The 16647-nt window shown below is 66.9% G+C and carries 21 protein-coding genes; 4 read left to right on the forward strand and 17 right to left on the reverse strand.

Annotation, left to right across the window (positions count from 1 at the left end; translation table 11 throughout):
• Positions 1 to 6 precede the first annotated feature (6 nt).
• The 5 genes from IB225_RS03965 to rlmE form a co-directional block, all read right to left on the reverse strand.
• On the reverse strand, positions 7 to 807 hold the full coding sequence (locus IB225_RS03965) for a cytochrome c (RefSeq protein WP_192309917.1): 801 nt from the start codon (positions 805 to 807) through the stop codon (positions 7 to 9).
• 61 nt (positions 808 to 868) lie between these two features.
• The gene (gene folP, locus IB225_RS03970; RefSeq protein ID WP_192309919.1) at positions 869 to 1768 is read right to left on the reverse strand and encodes a dihydropteroate synthase; all 900 of its coding nucleotides are present in this window, start codon (positions 1766 to 1768) and stop codon (positions 869 to 871) included.
• Positions 1768 to 1965 (reverse strand): hypothetical protein, encoded by a 198-nt coding sequence (locus tag IB225_RS03975; protein WP_192309921.1) that lies wholly within the window; start codon positions 1963 to 1965, stop codon positions 1768 to 1770. The genes folP and IB225_RS03975 overlap by 1 nt, the downstream gene beginning before the upstream one ends.
• Before the next feature lie 67 nt (positions 1966 to 2032).
• On the reverse strand, positions 2033 to 3964 hold the full coding sequence (gene ftsH, locus IB225_RS03980; RefSeq protein ID WP_192309928.1) for an ATP-dependent zinc metalloprotease FtsH: 1932 nt from the start codon (positions 3962 to 3964) through the stop codon (positions 2033 to 2035).
• Between the two features lie 49 nt (positions 3965 to 4013).
• Positions 4014 to 4646, reverse strand: coding sequence for a 23S rRNA (uridine(2552)-2'-O)-methyltransferase RlmE (rlmE, locus tag IB225_RS03985; RefSeq protein WP_192309930.1), 633 nt, complete (start codon positions 4644 to 4646; stop codon positions 4014 to 4016).
• 101 nt (positions 4647 to 4747) lie between these two features.
• Between rlmE and yhbY the strand changes: the two genes are divergently transcribed.
• Genes yhbY through IB225_RS04000 form a run of 3 tightly spaced genes read left to right on the forward strand, consistent with a single transcriptional unit; the run spans position 4748 to position 6093 of the window.
• Positions 4748 to 5053, forward strand: coding sequence for a ribosome assembly RNA-binding protein YhbY (gene yhbY, locus IB225_RS03990; protein ID WP_192309937.1), 306 nt, complete (start codon positions 4748 to 4750; stop codon positions 5051 to 5053).
• A 22-nt stretch (positions 5054 to 5075) separates the two neighbouring features.
• The gene (locus tag IB225_RS03995; RefSeq protein ID WP_192309939.1) at positions 5076 to 5453 is read left to right on the forward strand and encodes an Mth938-like domain-containing protein; all 378 of its coding nucleotides are present in this window, start codon (positions 5076 to 5078) and stop codon (positions 5451 to 5453) included.
• 13 nt (positions 5454 to 5466) lie between these two features.
• Positions 5467 to 6093 (forward strand): D-Ala-D-Ala carboxypeptidase family metallohydrolase, encoded by a 627-nt coding sequence (locus IB225_RS04000; RefSeq protein WP_192309941.1) that lies wholly within the window; start codon positions 5467 to 5469, stop codon positions 6091 to 6093.
• Between the two features lie 47 nt (positions 6094 to 6140).
• On the opposite strand, the gene IB225_RS04005 is transcribed toward IB225_RS04000, so the two are convergent.
• The 4 genes from IB225_RS04005 to surE are packed head-to-tail and all read right to left on the reverse strand — an operon-like array spanning position 6141 to position 9087.
• On the reverse strand, positions 6141 to 6932 hold the full coding sequence (locus IB225_RS04005; RefSeq protein WP_192309943.1) for a peptidoglycan DD-metalloendopeptidase family protein: 792 nt from the start codon (positions 6930 to 6932) through the stop codon (positions 6141 to 6143).
• 39 nt (positions 6933 to 6971) lie between these two features.
• Positions 6972 to 7628 (reverse strand): exopolysaccharide biosynthesis protein, encoded by a 657-nt coding sequence (locus IB225_RS04010; RefSeq protein WP_192309945.1) that lies wholly within the window; start codon positions 7626 to 7628, stop codon positions 6972 to 6974.
• Between the two features lie 5 nt (positions 7629 to 7633).
• Positions 7634 to 8311, reverse strand: a complete 678-nt coding sequence (locus tag IB225_RS04015; protein ID WP_192309947.1) for a protein-L-isoaspartate(D-aspartate) O-methyltransferase — start codon at positions 8309 to 8311, stop codon at positions 7634 to 7636.
• Complete coding sequence (gene surE, locus IB225_RS04020; RefSeq protein ID WP_192309948.1) at positions 8308 to 9087, reverse strand: 5'/3'-nucleotidase SurE; 780 nt, start codon at positions 9085 to 9087, stop codon at positions 8308 to 8310. The genes IB225_RS04015 and surE overlap by 4 nt, the downstream gene beginning before the upstream one ends.
• 89 nt (positions 9088 to 9176) lie before the next feature.
• Between surE and IB225_RS04025 the strand changes: the two genes are divergently transcribed.
• Positions 9177 to 9719, forward strand: a complete 543-nt coding sequence (locus IB225_RS04025) for a Smr/MutS family protein (RefSeq protein ID WP_192309949.1) — start codon at positions 9177 to 9179, stop codon at positions 9717 to 9719.
• Positions 9720 to 9763: 44 nt separating this feature from the next.
• On the opposite strand, the gene IB225_RS04030 is transcribed toward IB225_RS04025, so the two are convergent.
• The 8 genes from IB225_RS04030 to IB225_RS04065 form a co-directional block, all read right to left on the reverse strand.
• Positions 9764 to 9988 (reverse strand): hypothetical protein, encoded by a 225-nt coding sequence (locus IB225_RS04030; protein ID WP_192309950.1) that lies wholly within the window; start codon positions 9986 to 9988, stop codon positions 9764 to 9766.
• 114 nt (positions 9989 to 10102) lie between these two features.
• On the reverse strand, positions 10103 to 11161 hold the full coding sequence (gene truD / locus IB225_RS04035; protein ID WP_192309951.1) for a tRNA pseudouridine(13) synthase TruD: 1059 nt from the start codon (positions 11159 to 11161) through the stop codon (positions 10103 to 10105).
• A complete protein-coding gene (gene ispF / locus IB225_RS04040) occupies positions 11158 to 11649 on the reverse strand; it encodes a 2-C-methyl-D-erythritol 2,4-cyclodiphosphate synthase (protein ID WP_192309952.1) in 492 nt (163 codons plus the stop codon). Before ispF ends, truD begins: the two co-directional genes overlap by 4 nt.
• A gap of 18 nt (positions 11650 to 11667) precedes the next feature.
• Positions 11668 to 12366, reverse strand: coding sequence for a 2-C-methyl-D-erythritol 4-phosphate cytidylyltransferase (gene ispD, locus IB225_RS04045; protein WP_225583518.1), 699 nt, complete (start codon positions 12364 to 12366; stop codon positions 11668 to 11670).
• Complete coding sequence (gene ftsB / locus IB225_RS04050; protein ID WP_192309954.1) at positions 12363 to 12707, reverse strand: cell division protein FtsB; 345 nt, start codon at positions 12705 to 12707, stop codon at positions 12363 to 12365. Before ftsB ends, ispD begins: the two co-directional genes overlap by 4 nt.
• A gap of 3 nt (positions 12708 to 12710) precedes the next feature.
• Positions 12711 to 13997, reverse strand: a complete 1287-nt coding sequence (eno, locus tag IB225_RS04055) for a phosphopyruvate hydratase (protein WP_192309955.1) — start codon at positions 13995 to 13997, stop codon at positions 12711 to 12713.
• Between the two features lie 17 nt (positions 13998 to 14014).
• Positions 14015 to 14848: a 3-deoxy-8-phosphooctulonate synthase gene (kdsA, locus tag IB225_RS04060; protein WP_192309956.1), complete on the reverse strand. Its 834-nt coding sequence runs from the start codon at positions 14846 to 14848 to the stop codon at positions 14015 to 14017.
• Between the two features lie 49 nt (positions 14849 to 14897).
• Complete coding sequence (locus tag IB225_RS04065) at positions 14898 to 16559, reverse strand: CTP synthase (RefSeq protein WP_192309957.1); 1662 nt, start codon at positions 16557 to 16559, stop codon at positions 14898 to 14900.
• Positions 16560 to 16647: the final 88 nt, after the last annotated feature.

Consider the following 16647-nt stretch of genomic DNA (forward strand, 5'->3'; position numbering starts at 1 on the left):
GATCGCTCAGCGCGCGTCGAGGAACGTCTTCAGTGCGGTGATTTCCTCGTCGGTCATCACCGGATACCGGTAGGCCGCCACGCCACTCATCAGACCGGTCTTCGATTTTCCGCCTGCGGCGATCTCGCCGGTGCGCATCAGCCGTTGGAACTGCGCAGGCGTGTAGGCCTTGGCGACGATAAGCGAAGGCGCAGGATCGCCTTCCCACCCGTTGAGGTCCCAGCCGTGGCATTCGCTGCACGACGTGAAAGCGAGATGGCGACCCAACGCCAGTGCCTGGGTCGGCGGCACCGTCGGCGGTTCGTTACCGGAGTCGGGCATCATGTCCGGCAGCCAGGGATGGGTACCGTCGTTCGTGGTCTTGACCAGTTCGTCCGACCACTTCCCGGCGGGCAGCGCCGGGTTGTCGACGGCTGGCAGGCCGCGCAACCAGGCGGTGATGTCGCGCACTTCGCGGTCGCTGAGGTGCTGGAACATCTTGATCGGCATGCCCCAGGGCACATGTCCGTCATGCGTGCGTCCTTCACGCAGCAGTGCAGCCAGCGCGACATCGTCGTAGAGCGTGCGACGCTGGGTCAGATTGGGCGCGACGAGTCGGCCGAGTTCGGGGTTCTCCATGAACACCTCGCCCGCCCCCTCCGCGCCATGGCAGCCGTTGCAACCTACCCGTGTGGCCACGCGCAACCCCTCGACCGGATCACCCGGCGGCGGGGCGGGTTCGACCGCCACCGCAGGTGTTGCCGCAGGGGGCGGCGCGCGGTTGCACGCTGCGAGGAGCACGAGCAACAGCAGGGTGGCGATGCGCATGACGCGGCTTCCCGGGGAGCGATACCCCCAGCCAACGCGCCGGATGGCTTGCGCCGGCCAGTCAGTCGTCGTCGGGCCAGCGGATCGTGGGCGTGGCGGCCGCCTGTCGCGGCTGCGGTACCGCGGCCACGGCGTTCCAGATCTTCAGCGCATCCACGGTCGCGGCCACGTCGTGCACGCGCACGATGGCCGCACCGCGTTGTACGGCGATCAGATGCGCGGCCACCGACGCGGCCACCCGCTCGGCTGCCACGCTGCGGCCGGTGATGTCGCCCAGCGAGCGCTTGCGCGACAGGCCTGCGAGCACTGGTACACCGAGCTGGGTAAAGCGCTCGAACTGCGCGAGCAGGTGCAGGTTGTGCCCGGTGTCCTTGCCGAAGCCGAAGCCTGGATCGATGACGATGTGCTTCTTGGCGATGCCGGCCATCTCGGCAGCGAAAATGCGTTCGGTCAGGAAGCGGTGCACGTCGCCCACCACGTCGTCGTAATCCGGCGCTGCCTGCATCGAGCGGGGCTCGCCCTGCATGTGCATGATCACGACCGGCACGCCCAGCGCCGCGACCGTCTCCAGCGCACCGTCGCGCCGCAGGCCGTAGACATCGTTGACCATGCCCGCGCCGGCCTGTACGGCCGCACGCATCACCTTGGGCTTGTAGGTATCGATGCTGATCGGGACGGCGACGCGTGCCGCCAGTCGCTCGATCACCGGGATCACGCGGCGCAATTCCTCTTCCAGCGACACTTCGTCGGCACCCGGTCGCGTCGATTCGCCGCCGATGTCGAGCAGATCGGCGCCCTCCTCCACCAGTTTCAAGGCGTGGGCGACGGCGGCATCGACGGTGTCATGGTCGCCGCCGTCGGAGAACGAATCCGGCGTGACGTTGACGATGCCCATCACCTGCGGGCGATCCAGTTTCAGCACACGGCCACCGCAATCCAGCAACGGAGTGGTATCGAACATCACTTGCTCCCGTCCTGATCGTTGCCACGGGAGACCGCGCCCGAGCCGACGCCGAACGCGACGCCCAGCGCTAGGCCGATGGCGATGCCTGCACCGATGTTGTCCATCGCCGTGCCGATCGCAACGCCGATCGCGATGCCCGCGCCGATGCCGATCGGCAACATGGGGTGTTTCGGACGCTTGTCGTCGCCAGCCATGGGGTCCCGTTCAAAGAAAAAGGCCAGACATCAGTCTGGCCTTTCGGTGTCACGCTGGCAACGCGCCTCAAGTCTGCGCGGCAGGGCCTGCGATCGGCGGCAACGGCCGCGACTCCGGCTTGTTGTCATCCTTGTCCGACTTGCCCCAGCCCAGCGGCGGCGGCACTTCGCGGCCTTCCATGATCGCGTCGATCTGCGGCGCATCGATGGTTTCGTACTGCATCAGGGCGTCCGCCATGATGTGCAGCTTGTCGATGTTGTCCGTGAGGATCTGCGTCGTGCGCGAGTAGGCCTTGTCCAGGATGCCGCGCACCACTTCGTCGATCTTGCGCGCAGTGTCGTCGGACACGTTCTTGTGCTGCGACACCGAGCGACCCAGGAAGACTTCCTCTTCTTCCTCGGCATAGGTGATCGGGCCGAGTTCTTCGGACAGTCCCCACTTGGTGACCATGTTGCGTGCCATCTTGGTGGCGCGCTCGATGTCGTTGGACGCACCGGTGGTGACCTTGTCGGCACCGAAGATCAGTTCCTCGGCGACGCGACCGCCATACAGCGTGCACAGGCGGCTCTCGATGCCGGTGCGGTTGATGCTGTACTTGTCGCCTTCCGGCAGGTACACCGTCACGCCCAGCGCGCGATCACGCGGAATGATGGTGACCTTGTAGACGGGGTCGTGCTCGGGCACCAGGCGGCCGACGATGGCGTGGCCGGACTCGTGGTACGCCGTGTTGCGCTTCTCTTCCTCGCTCATCGCCATCGAGCGACGCTCGGTGCCCATGATGATCTTGTCGCGGGCACGGTCCAGGTGGTCCATGCGGACTTCCTTGGCGTTCTCGCGCGCCGCGAACAGGGCGGCCTCGTTGCAGAGGTTGGCCAGGTCCGCGCCGCTGAAGCCGGGCGTACCCCGGGCGATCACCATCGGTTCGACGTCGTCGGCCAGCGGCAGCTTGCGCATATGCACGCGCAGGATCTGCTCGCGGCCCTTCACGTCGGGCAGGCCCACGGTCACCTGGCGGTCGAAGCGGCCCGGACGCAGCAGTGCGGGATCCAGCACGTCGGGACGGTTGGTCGCGGCGATCACGATGACGCCTTCGCCACCTTCGAAACCGTCCATCTCGACCAGCAACTGGTTGAGGGTCTGTTCGCGCTCGTCGTGACCGCCGCCCAGGCCGGCACCACGATGGCGGCCGACGGCGTCGATCTCGTCGATGAAGATGATGCAGGGTGCATGCTTCTTGGCCTGCTCGAACATGTCGCGCACGCGGCTGGCGCCGACGCCGACGAACATCTCGACGAAGTCGGAACCGGAAATGCTGAAGAACGGCACCTTGGCTTCGCCGGCGATGGCCTTGGCCAGCAGCGTCTTGCCGGTACCAGGCTGGCCGACCATCAGCACGCCGCGCGGGATCTTGCCACCCAGCTTCTGGAACTTGCCGGGATCGCGCAGGAACTCGACCAGTTCGCCGACTTCCTCCTTGGCCTCGTCGCAGCCTGCGACGTCGGCGAAGGTGACCTTCACCTGGTCCTCGCCCTGCAGCTTGGCGCGCGACTTGCCGAAGGACATCGCGCCCTTCGCGCCGCCACCGCCGCCCTGCATCTGGCGCATGATGAAGATCCAGAAGCCGATGATCAGCAGGACCGGCAGGAAGTTCAGCAGGATGGTCGTCAGGCTGAGGCCGCTCGGCGGATCCTTCTGGATGATCTCGACCTGCTTGTTGCGCAGGACGTTGATCAGGTCGCGGTCGAACGGCGCGTTGATCGTCTTGGTGTCACCACCGCGCACGGTGTAGGTGATCTCGCTCACGCCAGCGCGGGCATCGCCGCCGAACTCGACACGCTGGACGTTGCCACTGTCGACCTGGTCGAGGAACGTCGAATACGTAGTGCCGCCGGCCATCGCCGCGGTGCTGCCGCCCTTGGGCGAGAAGCTCTGGAAGACGACCATCAGCACGACGGCGACGACTACCCACAGCAGCAGATTCTTGGTCAGGTCGTTCATCCGCATCGGCTCCGCTGTTCCTCTTTGCTCATTCGCACGTTACGCCACCTTACTTGATCTGGGTCCGCTTGCCCTGTCCCAGGGCGTACACCTCGGGGGAGCGCTTGCGGGACGCGTCCGGTTTGCGGATCGCCACCTTGTCATAGCGGCGGCGAAGCTCGCGGATGTAGTCGTCGGAACCGGCCCCCTGGAACAGCTTGATCAGGAACGCCCCGCCCGGCTTCAGATGGCCGTCGGCGAATTCCATCGCCAACTCCGCCAGGTGCATCATCCGCGGCTGGTCCACCGCATCCACACCACTCTTATTGGGGGCCATATCGGACAGCACAAGGTCCACCGGTGCGCCGTCCAGCATGGCTTCCAGTTGCGATAGGACGCTGTCCTCCCTGAAATCCCCATGAAGGAACTCCACCCCGGCCAGCGGCGGCATGTCCAGGATATCCATCGCCACCACCCGGCCACTGTCGCCCAGCGCCTGGCGGACGAACTGCGACCAGCCGCCCGGGGCGGCACCCAGATCGACCACGACCATGCCCGGCTTGAGCAGGCGATCGCGCTCCAGCAGCTCTTCCAGCTTGTAGGCGGCACGCGACCGCAGGCCTTCGGCCTGGGCCTTCTTCACGTAGGGATCGGAGAAGTGTTCCTTGAGCCAGCGCTGGCTGCTCTTGCTGCGGGTAGCCATGTCGGCAAGGTCTCCGGGCACGCTGCGACGGGGGGCGCCGGAGCCGTTCGTGGGGGCCGCCATGATACCCTGATCCCCCTTTTCGACCCGTACCGTGCCGCATGCCTGTAGTCCTGACCGCTGCCCAGACCCGTTTCCTGCGCGGCCAGGCCCACGACCTGAAGGCGCTGCTGCAGATCGGCAACAAGGGCGTCACCCCAGCCTTCATCGCCGAGCTGGACGCCGTGCTGGAGCAGCACGAACTGGTCAAGGTGAAGGTCATCGGCGAGGACCGTGAGGCCCGCGACACGATGATCGGCGAGCTGGCCGACAAGGCCGACGCCGCCCTGGTGCAGCGCATCGGCCACACCGCCGTGCTGTACCGCCCCAGCAAGGAACGCCGGCACATCGTGCTGCCGCGCGGCTGAGGCCGACGGCCGGACCGCCGCCATGCAGCTGAACCACGAACTGCCCGACTACGCCTTCACTCTGCGGTCCGCCGATGGCCAGACCGCGCGGGTGAACGACCGCACCCTGTCGGCCAGTTTCATCCTGTCGCCGCAGCAGCTCGTCGAGGACTGGCCGGTCCGGGACAGCGCCGCGCTGGCGCCGGATGACCTGGCGCCCCTGCTCGCACTGCAGCCGGAAGTGATCCTGCTCGGTACCGGCGAACGCCAGGTCTTTCCGCCTGCCGCCGTCATGGCCGCCTGCCTGCGCCAGGGCGTGGGCCTCGAAGTCATGACCAACGCCGCCGCGGCCCGCACCTTCAACGTGCTGGCGAGCGAATCGCGCAAGGTCGTGGCGGGATTCCTGCTGGCCCCACGCTGACCGCACCGCGATGATGCGGCGCCTGTTCCTGCTGCTCATCGCCCTTCTCGCAGTCGCCTGCTCACCCTCGCCGCCCGACGCCGGTCAGCGCTACGACGCATGGCGACAGCACGCCGATGCCGGAGAGTTGGCTGACTACGAACGCTTGCTGGCACAGGCCGGCGTCCGCGAGGTCGTCCCCATGTCCGCGCTGCTGCGATCGAGCCGGCGCTGGCGCACGTGCGATGCGCCGGAGTTCCTGCTGCCACCGCGTGAGAAGGCCGCTGCCATCGTGCCCGTGCTGCGCGTAATCGCGCAGTTGGAGCGCCTGGGCATCGTCGAAGGCGGCAACGCGCGCTCCGGCTACCGGTCCGTCGAGCTGAATCACTGCTCGGGCGGCAGCAGTCGCAGCCGCCACCTCCTCAACAACGCGCTGGATTTCGACCTGGTCGACGACACCCGCGTGCAGGCGCTGTGCGACTTCTGGCGCACGCAGGGGTCGTCGCTGGGAATGGGACTGGGCTTCTACACGCCGACGATGATCCACATCGACACCGCCGGTCACCGGACGTGGGGAACAGACCACCATCGCGGGACGTCGCTGTGCGTCAGTCCTGTTGGCCGATCCAGCGATGCCGCGCCCAATCGCAGGACGCCATAGCGCGACTGTGGCGCGTCACCTCGGCACACGGCCGCGACCCTGCCGGCTCAGCGCGGCGGCAGATACTGCAGCGGATCGACCGGCTTGCCGTTGTGGCGGATCTCGAAGTGCAGCATCTCGCGCGAGGCGCCGCTGCTGCCCATTTCCGCGATCTGCTGGCCGGCCTTGATGCTCTGGCCTTCGTTGACCAGACGCTTGCGGTTGTGGCCGTAAGCGGACAGCCAGGCTTCGCTGTGCTTGACGATGATCAGCTCGCCATAGCCGACCAGGCCGGCGCCGGAATAGACCACCACGCCATCGGCCGCCGCCCGCACCGCCTGTCCGCCGGTGCCGGCGATATCCACGCCCTGCTTGGTGGCGTCGCCTGCGACGAAGCGCCCGATCAAATGGCCATCGGCCGGCCAGCGCCAGGAAAAACCGCTGCTCGCCGGGGCGGGCGTCGCCGCCGGGCGAGTGACGGGCGCCGGCGGCGGTGCAGGACGCGTGGTCGCGCCGGTGGCCGGCTTGGTCACCGTGGCGGTAGTCGGACGGCTGCCGCTGCTGCCGGGGAACAGCTTGAGCGACTGGCCGGGATAGATCGTGTAGGGCGCCGCCAGGCTGTTCCAGCGGGCCAGGTCGTTGACGTCGACGCCGTTGCGGAACGCGATGCCGTACAGCGTGTCGCCCCGCTGCACGCGCACCGTCGCACCCGGCTTGCCCTGCGACGATGTCTGCCGCGCGGGTGAGGACGCGGAAGGCTCGCGGACCACCGTGGTGGAACAGGCGCCGAGCACGGCGATGGCGATGCCGATCAGGAGCGCACGCGTGATGCGATGGCCGGGGCGGGACGTCGTGGTCATGCGTTCGGTCGTTTCCTCAACAGGGCGGAGCTGGCCGGCTCAACCGGTCAATCGCTGGAACAGTTCGCGCGCAGCCACACCACCACCACCGATCAGCACGCTGAAATAGATGATCGTGCCGATGTTGGCCAGGTGCCCCAACAGGATCGCGCCACCGTCGCGCTGGATGAATCCGATGGCGTACAGCAGCAGAGCCAAGGCTGGCAGGGTGTTGCTGAATGGTACGAATCCGAACGGCGCCATCAGCAGCAGCGCCGCAAGGATGAAAGCCAGGTTGTTGATGACGCCCTGCCCCGGCCCGTCGACGAAGAAGCGCAACCGGTGCGGCCTGCTGATCTTCTCCATGCGGCGCACCCACACCAGTCCGGCTTTCAGGCCAGGACGCAGGCGATCGGCAGGCAGGGCCTTGTCTTTGATGCGCTTCGGCAGCCACAACGGCCGGTTGATGAGGCGACTGACGCCCACCAGCAGAATGGCGGCACCGAACACCGTGCTCACGCCCGGGATCGATACCGGGATCAGGAACACCAGCGTCAGCAGGATGGTCAGCAGCAGCAGGCCCTCATCGCTGAAGACGTCGAGCAGTTCGCCCAGGCTGAGCTTGTCGGGCGGCAGCCGCTCGATGATGCCGGCCACCTGTTCGCCCAATGACGCGGCGCTGTTGGGAAGTCCGTTGGCTTGCGGGGAATCCGTCACGTCGTTCAATCCAGGGTGCCGGACAGCAGCGGCACGAAGACGACCGGCGCCAGCGTGGTTTCCTCGACGCTGCCATCGGCACGCTTCACCAGCTTTACCAGCGACTGCGAACCGCTGCCGCCGACGGGCGCGACGAGTTGCCCGCCCACGGCGAGTTGTTCCACCAGCACCGGCACCAGCGCCGGCGCCGCGGCGGTCACGATGATGGCGTCATAGGGTCCATGCTCGACCCAGCCGATGCGGCCATCGTCGTGCTTGCTGCGCACGTTCATGCCGAGCTGGCGCAACCGCTTGCGCGCCTGCCGCAGCAGGTCGCCAATGCGTTCGACCGTGTAGACCTCCAGACCCAGGATGGCCAGTACTGCCGCCTGGTAACCCGAGCCCGTGCCGATCTCCAGCACCTTCTTCGGCTCCGTCTCCAGCAGCACCTCGGTCATCCTTGCCACCACCCACGGTTGTGAGATGGTCTGGCTGTGGCCGATCGGCAGCGCGGTGTCTTCATACGCGCGCGTGGCGAGTGCTTCATCGACGAACAGGTGGCGCGGCAGCGTGCGGATCGCGTTGAGCACGCGCTCGTCGGCGATGCCCGATTCGCGGAGGCGTTCGACCAGACGGTCACGGACGCGCTGCGAGGTCATGCCCATGCCCACCGCTTCGGGCTGCAGCCGCAAGCGCGGCGTCATGCCGATTCCTCAAGCGCCGCGGACAGGCCGCCAACCCAGCCCGCCACCTTCTCCAGCGCCTGGTAACGGGTCAGGTCGACATGGATCGGCGTGATCGAGATATGGCCGGTGCGCACCGCATGGAAGTCCGTGCCTGGGCCTGCATCCTGCTCGCGTCCGGCGGGACCGATCCAGTACACGGTGTGGCCGCGCGGATCCGGCTGCGGCACGCAGGGCTCGGACCGGTGGCGATTGCCGAGCCGCGTGACCTCGAACCCGCGCACGTCGGCCCACGCCAGGTCCGGCACGTTGACGTTGAGAATGGTGTCGGCAGGCAGCGGATCGGCCTTCAGGCGGGCGACGATTTCCACTGCGGCGCGCGCGGCGGTCTCGTAATGTTTCGCGTCGTGGTTCTTGCTGGCCAGCGACATCGCCACGGCCGGCAGACCCAGGAAACGACCCTCCATCGCCGCCGACACGGTGCCCGAGTAGATGACGTCGTCGCCCAGGTTCGCCGTGTTGTTGATGCCGGACACCACGATGTCCGGTTCGAACTCGAGCATGCCGGTCAGCGCCAGGTGCACGCAGTCCGTCGGTGTGCCCGCGATGCTGCAGGTGTAGTGGTCAATGCGCTTCAGCCGGATCGGCAGGTCGAGCGTCAGCGAGTTGCTGGCACCGGAACGGTCGCGGTCGGGAGCGACCACGTACACCTCGTGACCCGCGCTGCGCAGGCCCTCTGCCAGGATTCGGATGCCGGGGGCGTCGACGCCGTCGTCGTTGCTGACCAGTACGCGCATGGGTTTCCTCGAGAACGGCCCCATGATACCGGAACCGCGCCGAGGCTTCCCGCGCTTGCGTCACGTCGCGATGCCGCTACGCTGGTCATATGTCCAACGCAACGCCACCCGACGACGATGACGCCGCGCTGTTCCGCGATGCGATCGGCGAAGTGCGCAGGCTGCAGGCGGCGCCGGCCCCACCGCGCAAGGCGCCGCCCAGGCCCGCGGCACGCATGGCCGAGCGCGATGAATCCGATGCGCGGAACGAATTCCAGCGTGGCCTGGACGCACTGGACCTGCATGCGGCGGGCGATGTCCTGAGCTATCGCCGGGAAGCGCTGTCTCCACGTGCCTTCCAGCGGCTGAAGCGCGGCCAGTTTTCGGTGCAGGACGAACTGGACCTTCACGGTGCGACCGCCCTGCAGGCGGAAGGACTGCTGCGGCGTTTCCTCGCCGATGCGCACGCACACGACCATGGTTGCGTGCGCGTCATCCACGGAAAAGGGCAGCGATCGGATGGCGACGCGCCCGTACTGAAGAACTTGGTCGACCGACTGCTCCGTCAGCGCTCCGATGTAATGGCCTTCCATTCGGCGCCGCCCACGCAGGGCGGCACCGGTGCAGTGCTGGTGCTGCTGGCGCACCGCTGACCGGGCGCGTCATCCGTGCGAGCGCCCGACTCCTGCCGTGCGTCTTACTGCTGACTGGCGGCCTTTTCTTCGAAGCGGGGCGGATTGATCCAAGTCAGATGGATGCCGCGCCGCTTGGCGATGCGTTCCACGTAAGCGATGTACTGCTGCTCGGCGGTCAGCTGACGCTGTTCCGGTGGCGGCGCGGACGCGGTGCCGCCGGTGCTGGCACAGGACACCAGCAGACCACAGATGGACACGACGACGGCAAGACGAATCATGGCGCTCATGGCGACTCCTCCAATGCAGTGGAAGACGGTCCGGCCCCGCCGATGCCCTTCATTACCGCTGCACGGCGCGCCTGATTCCGCTTATACGCCTGCGGCGGAACGCTTCCAGTGCCCTCAGCCGCGTTCCGACGGACGGTCGTCAACTTGCGACACGTCGACCACCGATCCCAGTTCGTGCAGCACCGCGGTGGCATAGCTGCCCGGTGGCAACGCGAACACCAGGCGCAGCGTGCCGGCCGCCAACCACGACCACGTCAGCCCGTCCGGGCGAAGCCTCAGTGCACGGCGCTCCTGGCGCAGCCCTTCGCGCTCGAGGCCATCCCGCATAGCCTGCGCGTCCTCATCCTGCAACGCGAGCATCTCGCACTCACGCGCAGCGGCCTGTGTGCGCGGCTCGCCGGCACCCCACGAGGGGCCGGTGGGATGGATATCGAAGTCCCGGAGACGTTGCGCCAACACGTCGTCCCAAGGCTCGGGTCCAAAGACGCTGCGGCTGCCGGCGAGCATCCAGACTTCGCCTTCCAGGCCACGATTCCAGCTGCCATCGGCCAGCCTAGCAGCCAACACGCGGTTGAACAGCTCCGAGCGCGCGGCCGAGATCAACAGCGAACGCTGCTCACGCCGGACTCGCCGCCCGGCGAACATCGCCAGCGCTGCCGCCACGTTGCCGCCATCACGGCCGAAACGCTGCTCGCCAAACCAGTTCGGTAGACCCTGTGCCGCGATTTCGTTCAGGCGTGCGTCGATGGCATCGGGATCGCCTGCCACGTCGCGCAGTACGAGTTCGAACCGATTGCCGGCGAGTGCGCCACGCGGCAGCTTGCGCGAATGCCAGGTCGACTCGACCACCTTCAGGTCGTCGGATCCCAGTGTCGCCAGATCCGGCGCCACCTTGCGCGGCAGGTGCACACTGAAGCGCTGCCGGGTGACCGCATGACGATCCTTGAGCCCGGCATAGCCGACGCCCATCTCGGCGATGCCCGCCCATGCAGCGATACGCTTGGCGGCAAAGGCGGTGTTCATTCCCCGCTTCTCGACGGTCAGCAGCAAATGCTCGCCTTCGCCCGAGGGATCGAAGCCGGGCAATTCTTCGACGACGAAGTCCTCCGGCATGCTGCGGATGCGCGCCGACAGCACCGGCGCGCCGAACGCGCGGGGCAACGCCTCACTCACGCGCGCACCAGCAGCGCCACGGCCTGCGCCGCGATGCCTTCGCCGCGCCCGGTGAAGCCGAGCTTCTCCGTCGTCGTCGCCTTGATGCTGACGGCGTCGATATCGATACCCAGGTCTTCCGCCACGCAGGCGCGCATCGCGTCGGCATGCGGCCCGACTTTCGGCCGCTCGCAGATCACGGTGACGTCGACGTTGCCGACCCGCCAGCCGCGCTCGCCGACCAGCGTGTTGCAATGACGAACAAAGGCCCGACTGTCGGCGCCTTTCCAGCGATCATCAGATGGCGGGAAATGCCTGCCGATGTCGCCCAGCGCCAGCGCGCCCAGCATCGCGTCGCACAGCGCATGCAGCACGACATCGCCGTCGCTGTGCGCCAGCACGCCGCGGTCGTGTGGCACGCGCACGCCCCCCAGCATGACGTGGTCGCCGTCGCCGAAGGCGTGCACATCGAAGCCCTGGCCGATGCGGATGTTCAATGAGTCAGGCATGTCGTGTCCGGTAAGGCGTCAGCGGTCGCGCTGCGCCCGTTCGTAGGCGAACCGCGCGAGGTCCGCCGGCGTGGTGATCTTGAAATTGCTTTCGGAGCCTTCCACCAGCAGCGGGCGCAGGCCCAGGCGTTCCATTGCCATCGCCTCGTCGGTGACCTCGACGCCGTCGGTGGTGGCCGCTTCCAGCGCGCGGGTCAGCTGCAGGCGACGGAACAGCTGCGGGGTGAAGGCACGCCACAGACGCTCGCGTGGTTCGGTGCCGTCGATACCGCCATCGTCGCCGGCGCGCTTCAACGTATCGCGCACCGGTGCGGCGAGGATCGCGCCGACAGGATCGTTACGGCCGCGCTCCAGCAACTGCGACAGATCGGCCAGCGACAGGTTCGGGCGCGCGGCGTCATGCACCAGCACGAAGTCATCCGCACGCACGTGATCGGGGAGTGCACGCAGGCCCGCCAGCACCGACGCCGCCCGGCTTGCTCCACCGATACAGGCCTGCACGGGCTTGTCCGCGAACACCGTCCAACCCGGCCAGTCGGGATCGTTCTCCGACACCGGCACCACGGCGCCTTCGACGGCGTCGTGGGCGAACAATGCCGTCAGTGTGTGGGCGATCAGCGGCGCGCCGTCCACTACCAGGTACTGCTTGGGGAGCTCACTGCCAAAGCGGGTGCCACGCCCGGCGGCGGGTACGACAGCCCAGATGCGCGCCATCAGGGAGCAGGCTCCGCGGCGTCACCGTCGCTGCCGTCCCCGCCAGTAGCAGGTGGCGGCGGGACAGGTTCGACCACGCGGTAGAACTTCTCACCCGGCTTGATCATGCCCAGTTCGCTGCGCGCACGCTCCTCGACCGCCGATTCGCCGGACTTGAGGTCCTCGACTTCGGCGGCCAGGGCATCGTTGCGCTCCTGCAGGCCCGCGTTCTCGCGCTTCTGCACCAGGACCTGCTGTTCCAGCGCGACGACCTGGCCCGAACTGCCGACGCCGAACCAGAACTTGTACTGCAGCCATCCCAGCAGCAGTACCAGCACCAGCAGGAGCCAGGGCGCCTTGCGCATGGATTACTTCTTCAGCGACACGAACGCGTTGCGACCGGCATAGCGCGCCTTGCCGCCGAGCGCTTCTTCGATGCGCAGCAGCTGGTTGTACTTGGCCACGCGGTCGCTGCGGCACAACGAACCAGTCTTGATCTGGGTCGCGGTGGTGGCCACGGCGATATCGGCGATCGTCGTGTCCTCGGTCTCGCCCGAGCGGTGCGACACCACGGCGGCGTAGTTCGCGCTGTGCGCCATCGCGATGGCCTCCAGCGTCTCGGTGAGCGTGCCGATCTGGTTGACCTTGATCAGGATGGCGTTGGCGGTGCCGGACTCGATGCCCTCCTTGAAGATCTTCGGGTTGGTGACGAACAGGTCGTCGCCCACCAGCTGCACCTTGCTGCCGATGCGGTCGGTCAACAGCTTCCAGCCGGCCCAGTCGTCTTCGGCCAGGCCGTCTTCGATGGTGATGATCGGATACTGCGCGGCCCAGTCGGCCAGGAAGTCGACGAACTGCTCGCTGGTCAGGCGCTTGTTCTCGCCGACCAGGTGGTACTTGCCGTTGTCGAAGAACTCGCTGGACGCCACGTCCAGGCCCAGCAGTACATCTTCGCCGGCGGTGTAACCTGCCTTGCCGATCGCTTCCAGGATGGTGTCCAGCGCTTCGACATTGCTGCGGAAATCGGGCGCGAAACCGCCCTCGTCGCCGACCGCCGTGCTCAGGCCGTGGCCCTTCAGCACCGACTTCAGCGAGTGGAAGATCTCGGTGCCGGCGCGCAGCGACTCGGCGAACGAATCGAAGCCGACGGGCAGCACCATGAACTCCTGGAAGTCCACGTTGTTGTCGGCATGCGCACCGCCGTTGATGATGTTCATCATCGGCACCGGCAGGGTGACGTCGTTGCCGTTGGCCAGATGCTGCCATAGCGGGACCTTCTTCGACGCCGCCACCGCATGCGCGTTGGCCATCGACACGCCGAGCAGCGCGTTGGCGCCCAGGCGGCCCTTGTTCTCGGTGCCATCGAGATCGATCAGGCGACGGTCCAGGCCTTCCTGGTCGGCAGCATCGAAGCCCTTCAGCGCCGAGGCAATCGTCGTGTTGACGTTTTCCACGGCCTTGCGCACGCCCTTGCCCAGGTAACGGGTCTTGTCGCCGTCACGCAGCTCCACCGCTTCCTTGGTGCCGGTCGAGGCGCCGGACGGCACCATGGCACGACCGAAGGAACCGTCTTCCAGCGTGACCTCGGCTTCGAGGGTCGGGTTGCCGCGGGAATCGAGGATTTCGCGGGCGTGGATCTTGGCGATCTGGGTCATCGTGTCGTGTGCTCAGCTCAGAGAGTGGATTCGAGGAAACCGTTCTTCTTGGTAATGCCGTCCAGCGCCAGCAGCGTTTCCAGCAGCGCTTCCATCTTGTCCAGCGGCCACGCATTGGGGCCATCGGACAGGGCCTTGGCCGGATCCGGATGGGTTTCCGCAAACAGGCCGGCAACGCCAACGGCGACCGCCGCACGCGCCAGCACCGGCACGAACTCGCGCTGCCCGCCCGAGCTGGTGCCCTGCCCGCCCGGCAACTGCACCGAATGCGTCGCGTCAAACACGACCGGGCAACCGGTATCGCGCATCACGCTCAGCGAGCGCATGTCGCTGACCAGATTGTTGTAGCCGAACGACGCGCCGCGCTCACAGACCATGATGTCCTGGTTGCCGGTGGCCTTGGCCTTCTCGACGACCGGCTTCATGTCCCACGGCGACAGGAACTGGCCCTTCTTGATATTGACCGGCTTGCCGGCCGAGCAGACCTTCTTGATGAAGTCGGTCTGGCGCACCAGGAACGCCGGGGTCTGCAGCACGTCGACGACGGCCGCGACCTCGTCCATCGGGGTGTACTCGTGCACGTCGGTCAACACCGGCACGCCGACCTGCTTCTTCACCGCGTCCAGCACCTTCAGGCCTTCTTCCATGCCCGGGCCACGGAAGCTCGTGCCGGAGGTGCGGTTGGCCTTGTCGAAGCTCGACTTGAAGATGAAGTTCATCCCCAGCTTGTCGGTGATTTCCTTGAGACGGCCGGCCACGTCAATCTGCAATTGCATCGACTCGATGACGCAGGGGCCGGCGATCAGGAACAGGGGCTGGTCCAGCCCGACGTCGAATCCACAGAGTTTCATTCACCACTCCTTCGTTGCAGGCACCGCGAACGGCGCCGATGCAGGACAGTTAAGCGCGCGCTTCCTTCAGCAGCTTGCCGCCGGCCTTCTTCTCGCGCGCGGCGCGGATGAAGCCGACGAACAACGGATGGCCATCGCGCGGCGTGGACAGGAATTCCGGATGGGCCTGGCAGGCCAGGAACCACGGATGCACGGCGCGCGGCAGTTCCACCATTTCCACCAGCAGGTCATCCATCGACTTGGCAGCGACCACCATGCCAGCGTCTTCCAACTGCGTGCGGTAGCGGTTGTTGAATTCGTAGCGGTGGCGGTGGCGCTCGGCCACGACATCCTTTCCGTACAGATCGCGGGCCAGCGTACCGGGCTTCAGGCGCTGCTCCTGCAGACCCAGGCGCATGGTGCCGCCCAGGTCGGAGCGTTCGTCGCGCTTCTCGACATCGCCGCTGGCCGTGCGCCATTCGGTGATCAGACCGATCACCGGGTGCGGCGACTGCTTGTCGTTCTCGGTGCTGTTGGCGTCATCCAGGCCGGCCACATGCCGTGCATAGTCGACGACCGCCGCCTGCATGCCGTAGCAAATGCCGAAGTACGGCAGCTTCTGCTCACGTGCGAAACGCGACGTCAGCACCTTGCCTTCGAAACCACGGTCACCGAAGCCGCCCGGCACCAGGATGCCGTCGACGCCCTGCAGCAGGGCCATATCGGTGCCTTCCAGATCCTGCGCTTCGATCCACTTCAGGTTGACGCGCGTGCGCTGGCGCAGGCCGCCGTGCTTGAGCGCCTCGCCGACGGACTTGTAGGCGTCCTGGTGGTCGACGTACTTGCCGACAACCGCGATGGTCACTTCGTCCAGCGGATTGAGCGTGGCGTCAACCGCGGCTTCCCACTCGGACAGGTCGGCGGACTTGGCGTTCTCGATGCGGAACTGGCGCAGGACGATCTCGTCCAGGCCCTGTCCATGCAGCCCCATCGGGATGCGGTACAGCACGTCCACGTCCGGCACGCTGATGACGGCGCGCTCCGGCACGTTGGTGAACAGCGAGATCTTGCGGCGCTCGGAGTCCGGGATCGGCTGCTCGGAGCGGCACAGCAGCACGTCGGGCTGGATACCGATCGAGCGCAGTTCCTTCACCGAGTGCTGGGTGGGCTTGGTCTTCAGCTCACCCGCAGCAGCGACGTACGGCACCAGCGTCAGGTGCATGAACAGCGCCTTCTCCGGACCACGCTCGGTGCGGATCTGGCGGATGGCTTCCAGGAACGGCAGCGATTCGATGTCGCCCACCGTGCCGCCAATCTCGACCAGTGCCACGTCGAAACCTTCGGTGGCCTCGTCGATGCAACGGCGAATCTCGTCAGTGATGTGCGGGATCACCTGCACAGTCGCGCCGAGGTAGTCGCCGCGGCGTTCCTTGCGGATCACGTTCTCGTAGATCCGGCCGGTGGTGACCGAGTTCTTGCGGCTCAGGCGCGTGCGCACGAAGCGCTCGTAGTGGCCCAGGTCTAGGTCGGTCTCGGCGCCGTCGTCGGTGACGTACACCTCACCGTGCTGGAACGGGCTCATAGTGCCCGGGTCGACGTTGATATAGGGGTCCAGTTTCATCATCGTGACCTTCAGGCCACGTGCTTCAAGAATGGACGCAAGCGAAGCGGCGGCGATGCCCTTGCCTAGCGAGGACACAACGCCGCCGGTAACGAAAATCAGGGGAGTCATGGGCGGGGCTCCGGAAAGCCATAGTCTACAGGCAACACGTGTCGCCCGAAAGCGCGACGCCCCGCCGAAGCGGGGCGTCCATCAGCGG

It is taken from the genome of Pseudoxanthomonas sp. PXM02, assembly GCF_014851805.1.
Taxonomy (GTDB): domain Bacteria; phylum Pseudomonadota; class Gammaproteobacteria; order Xanthomonadales; family Xanthomonadaceae; genus Pseudoxanthomonas_A.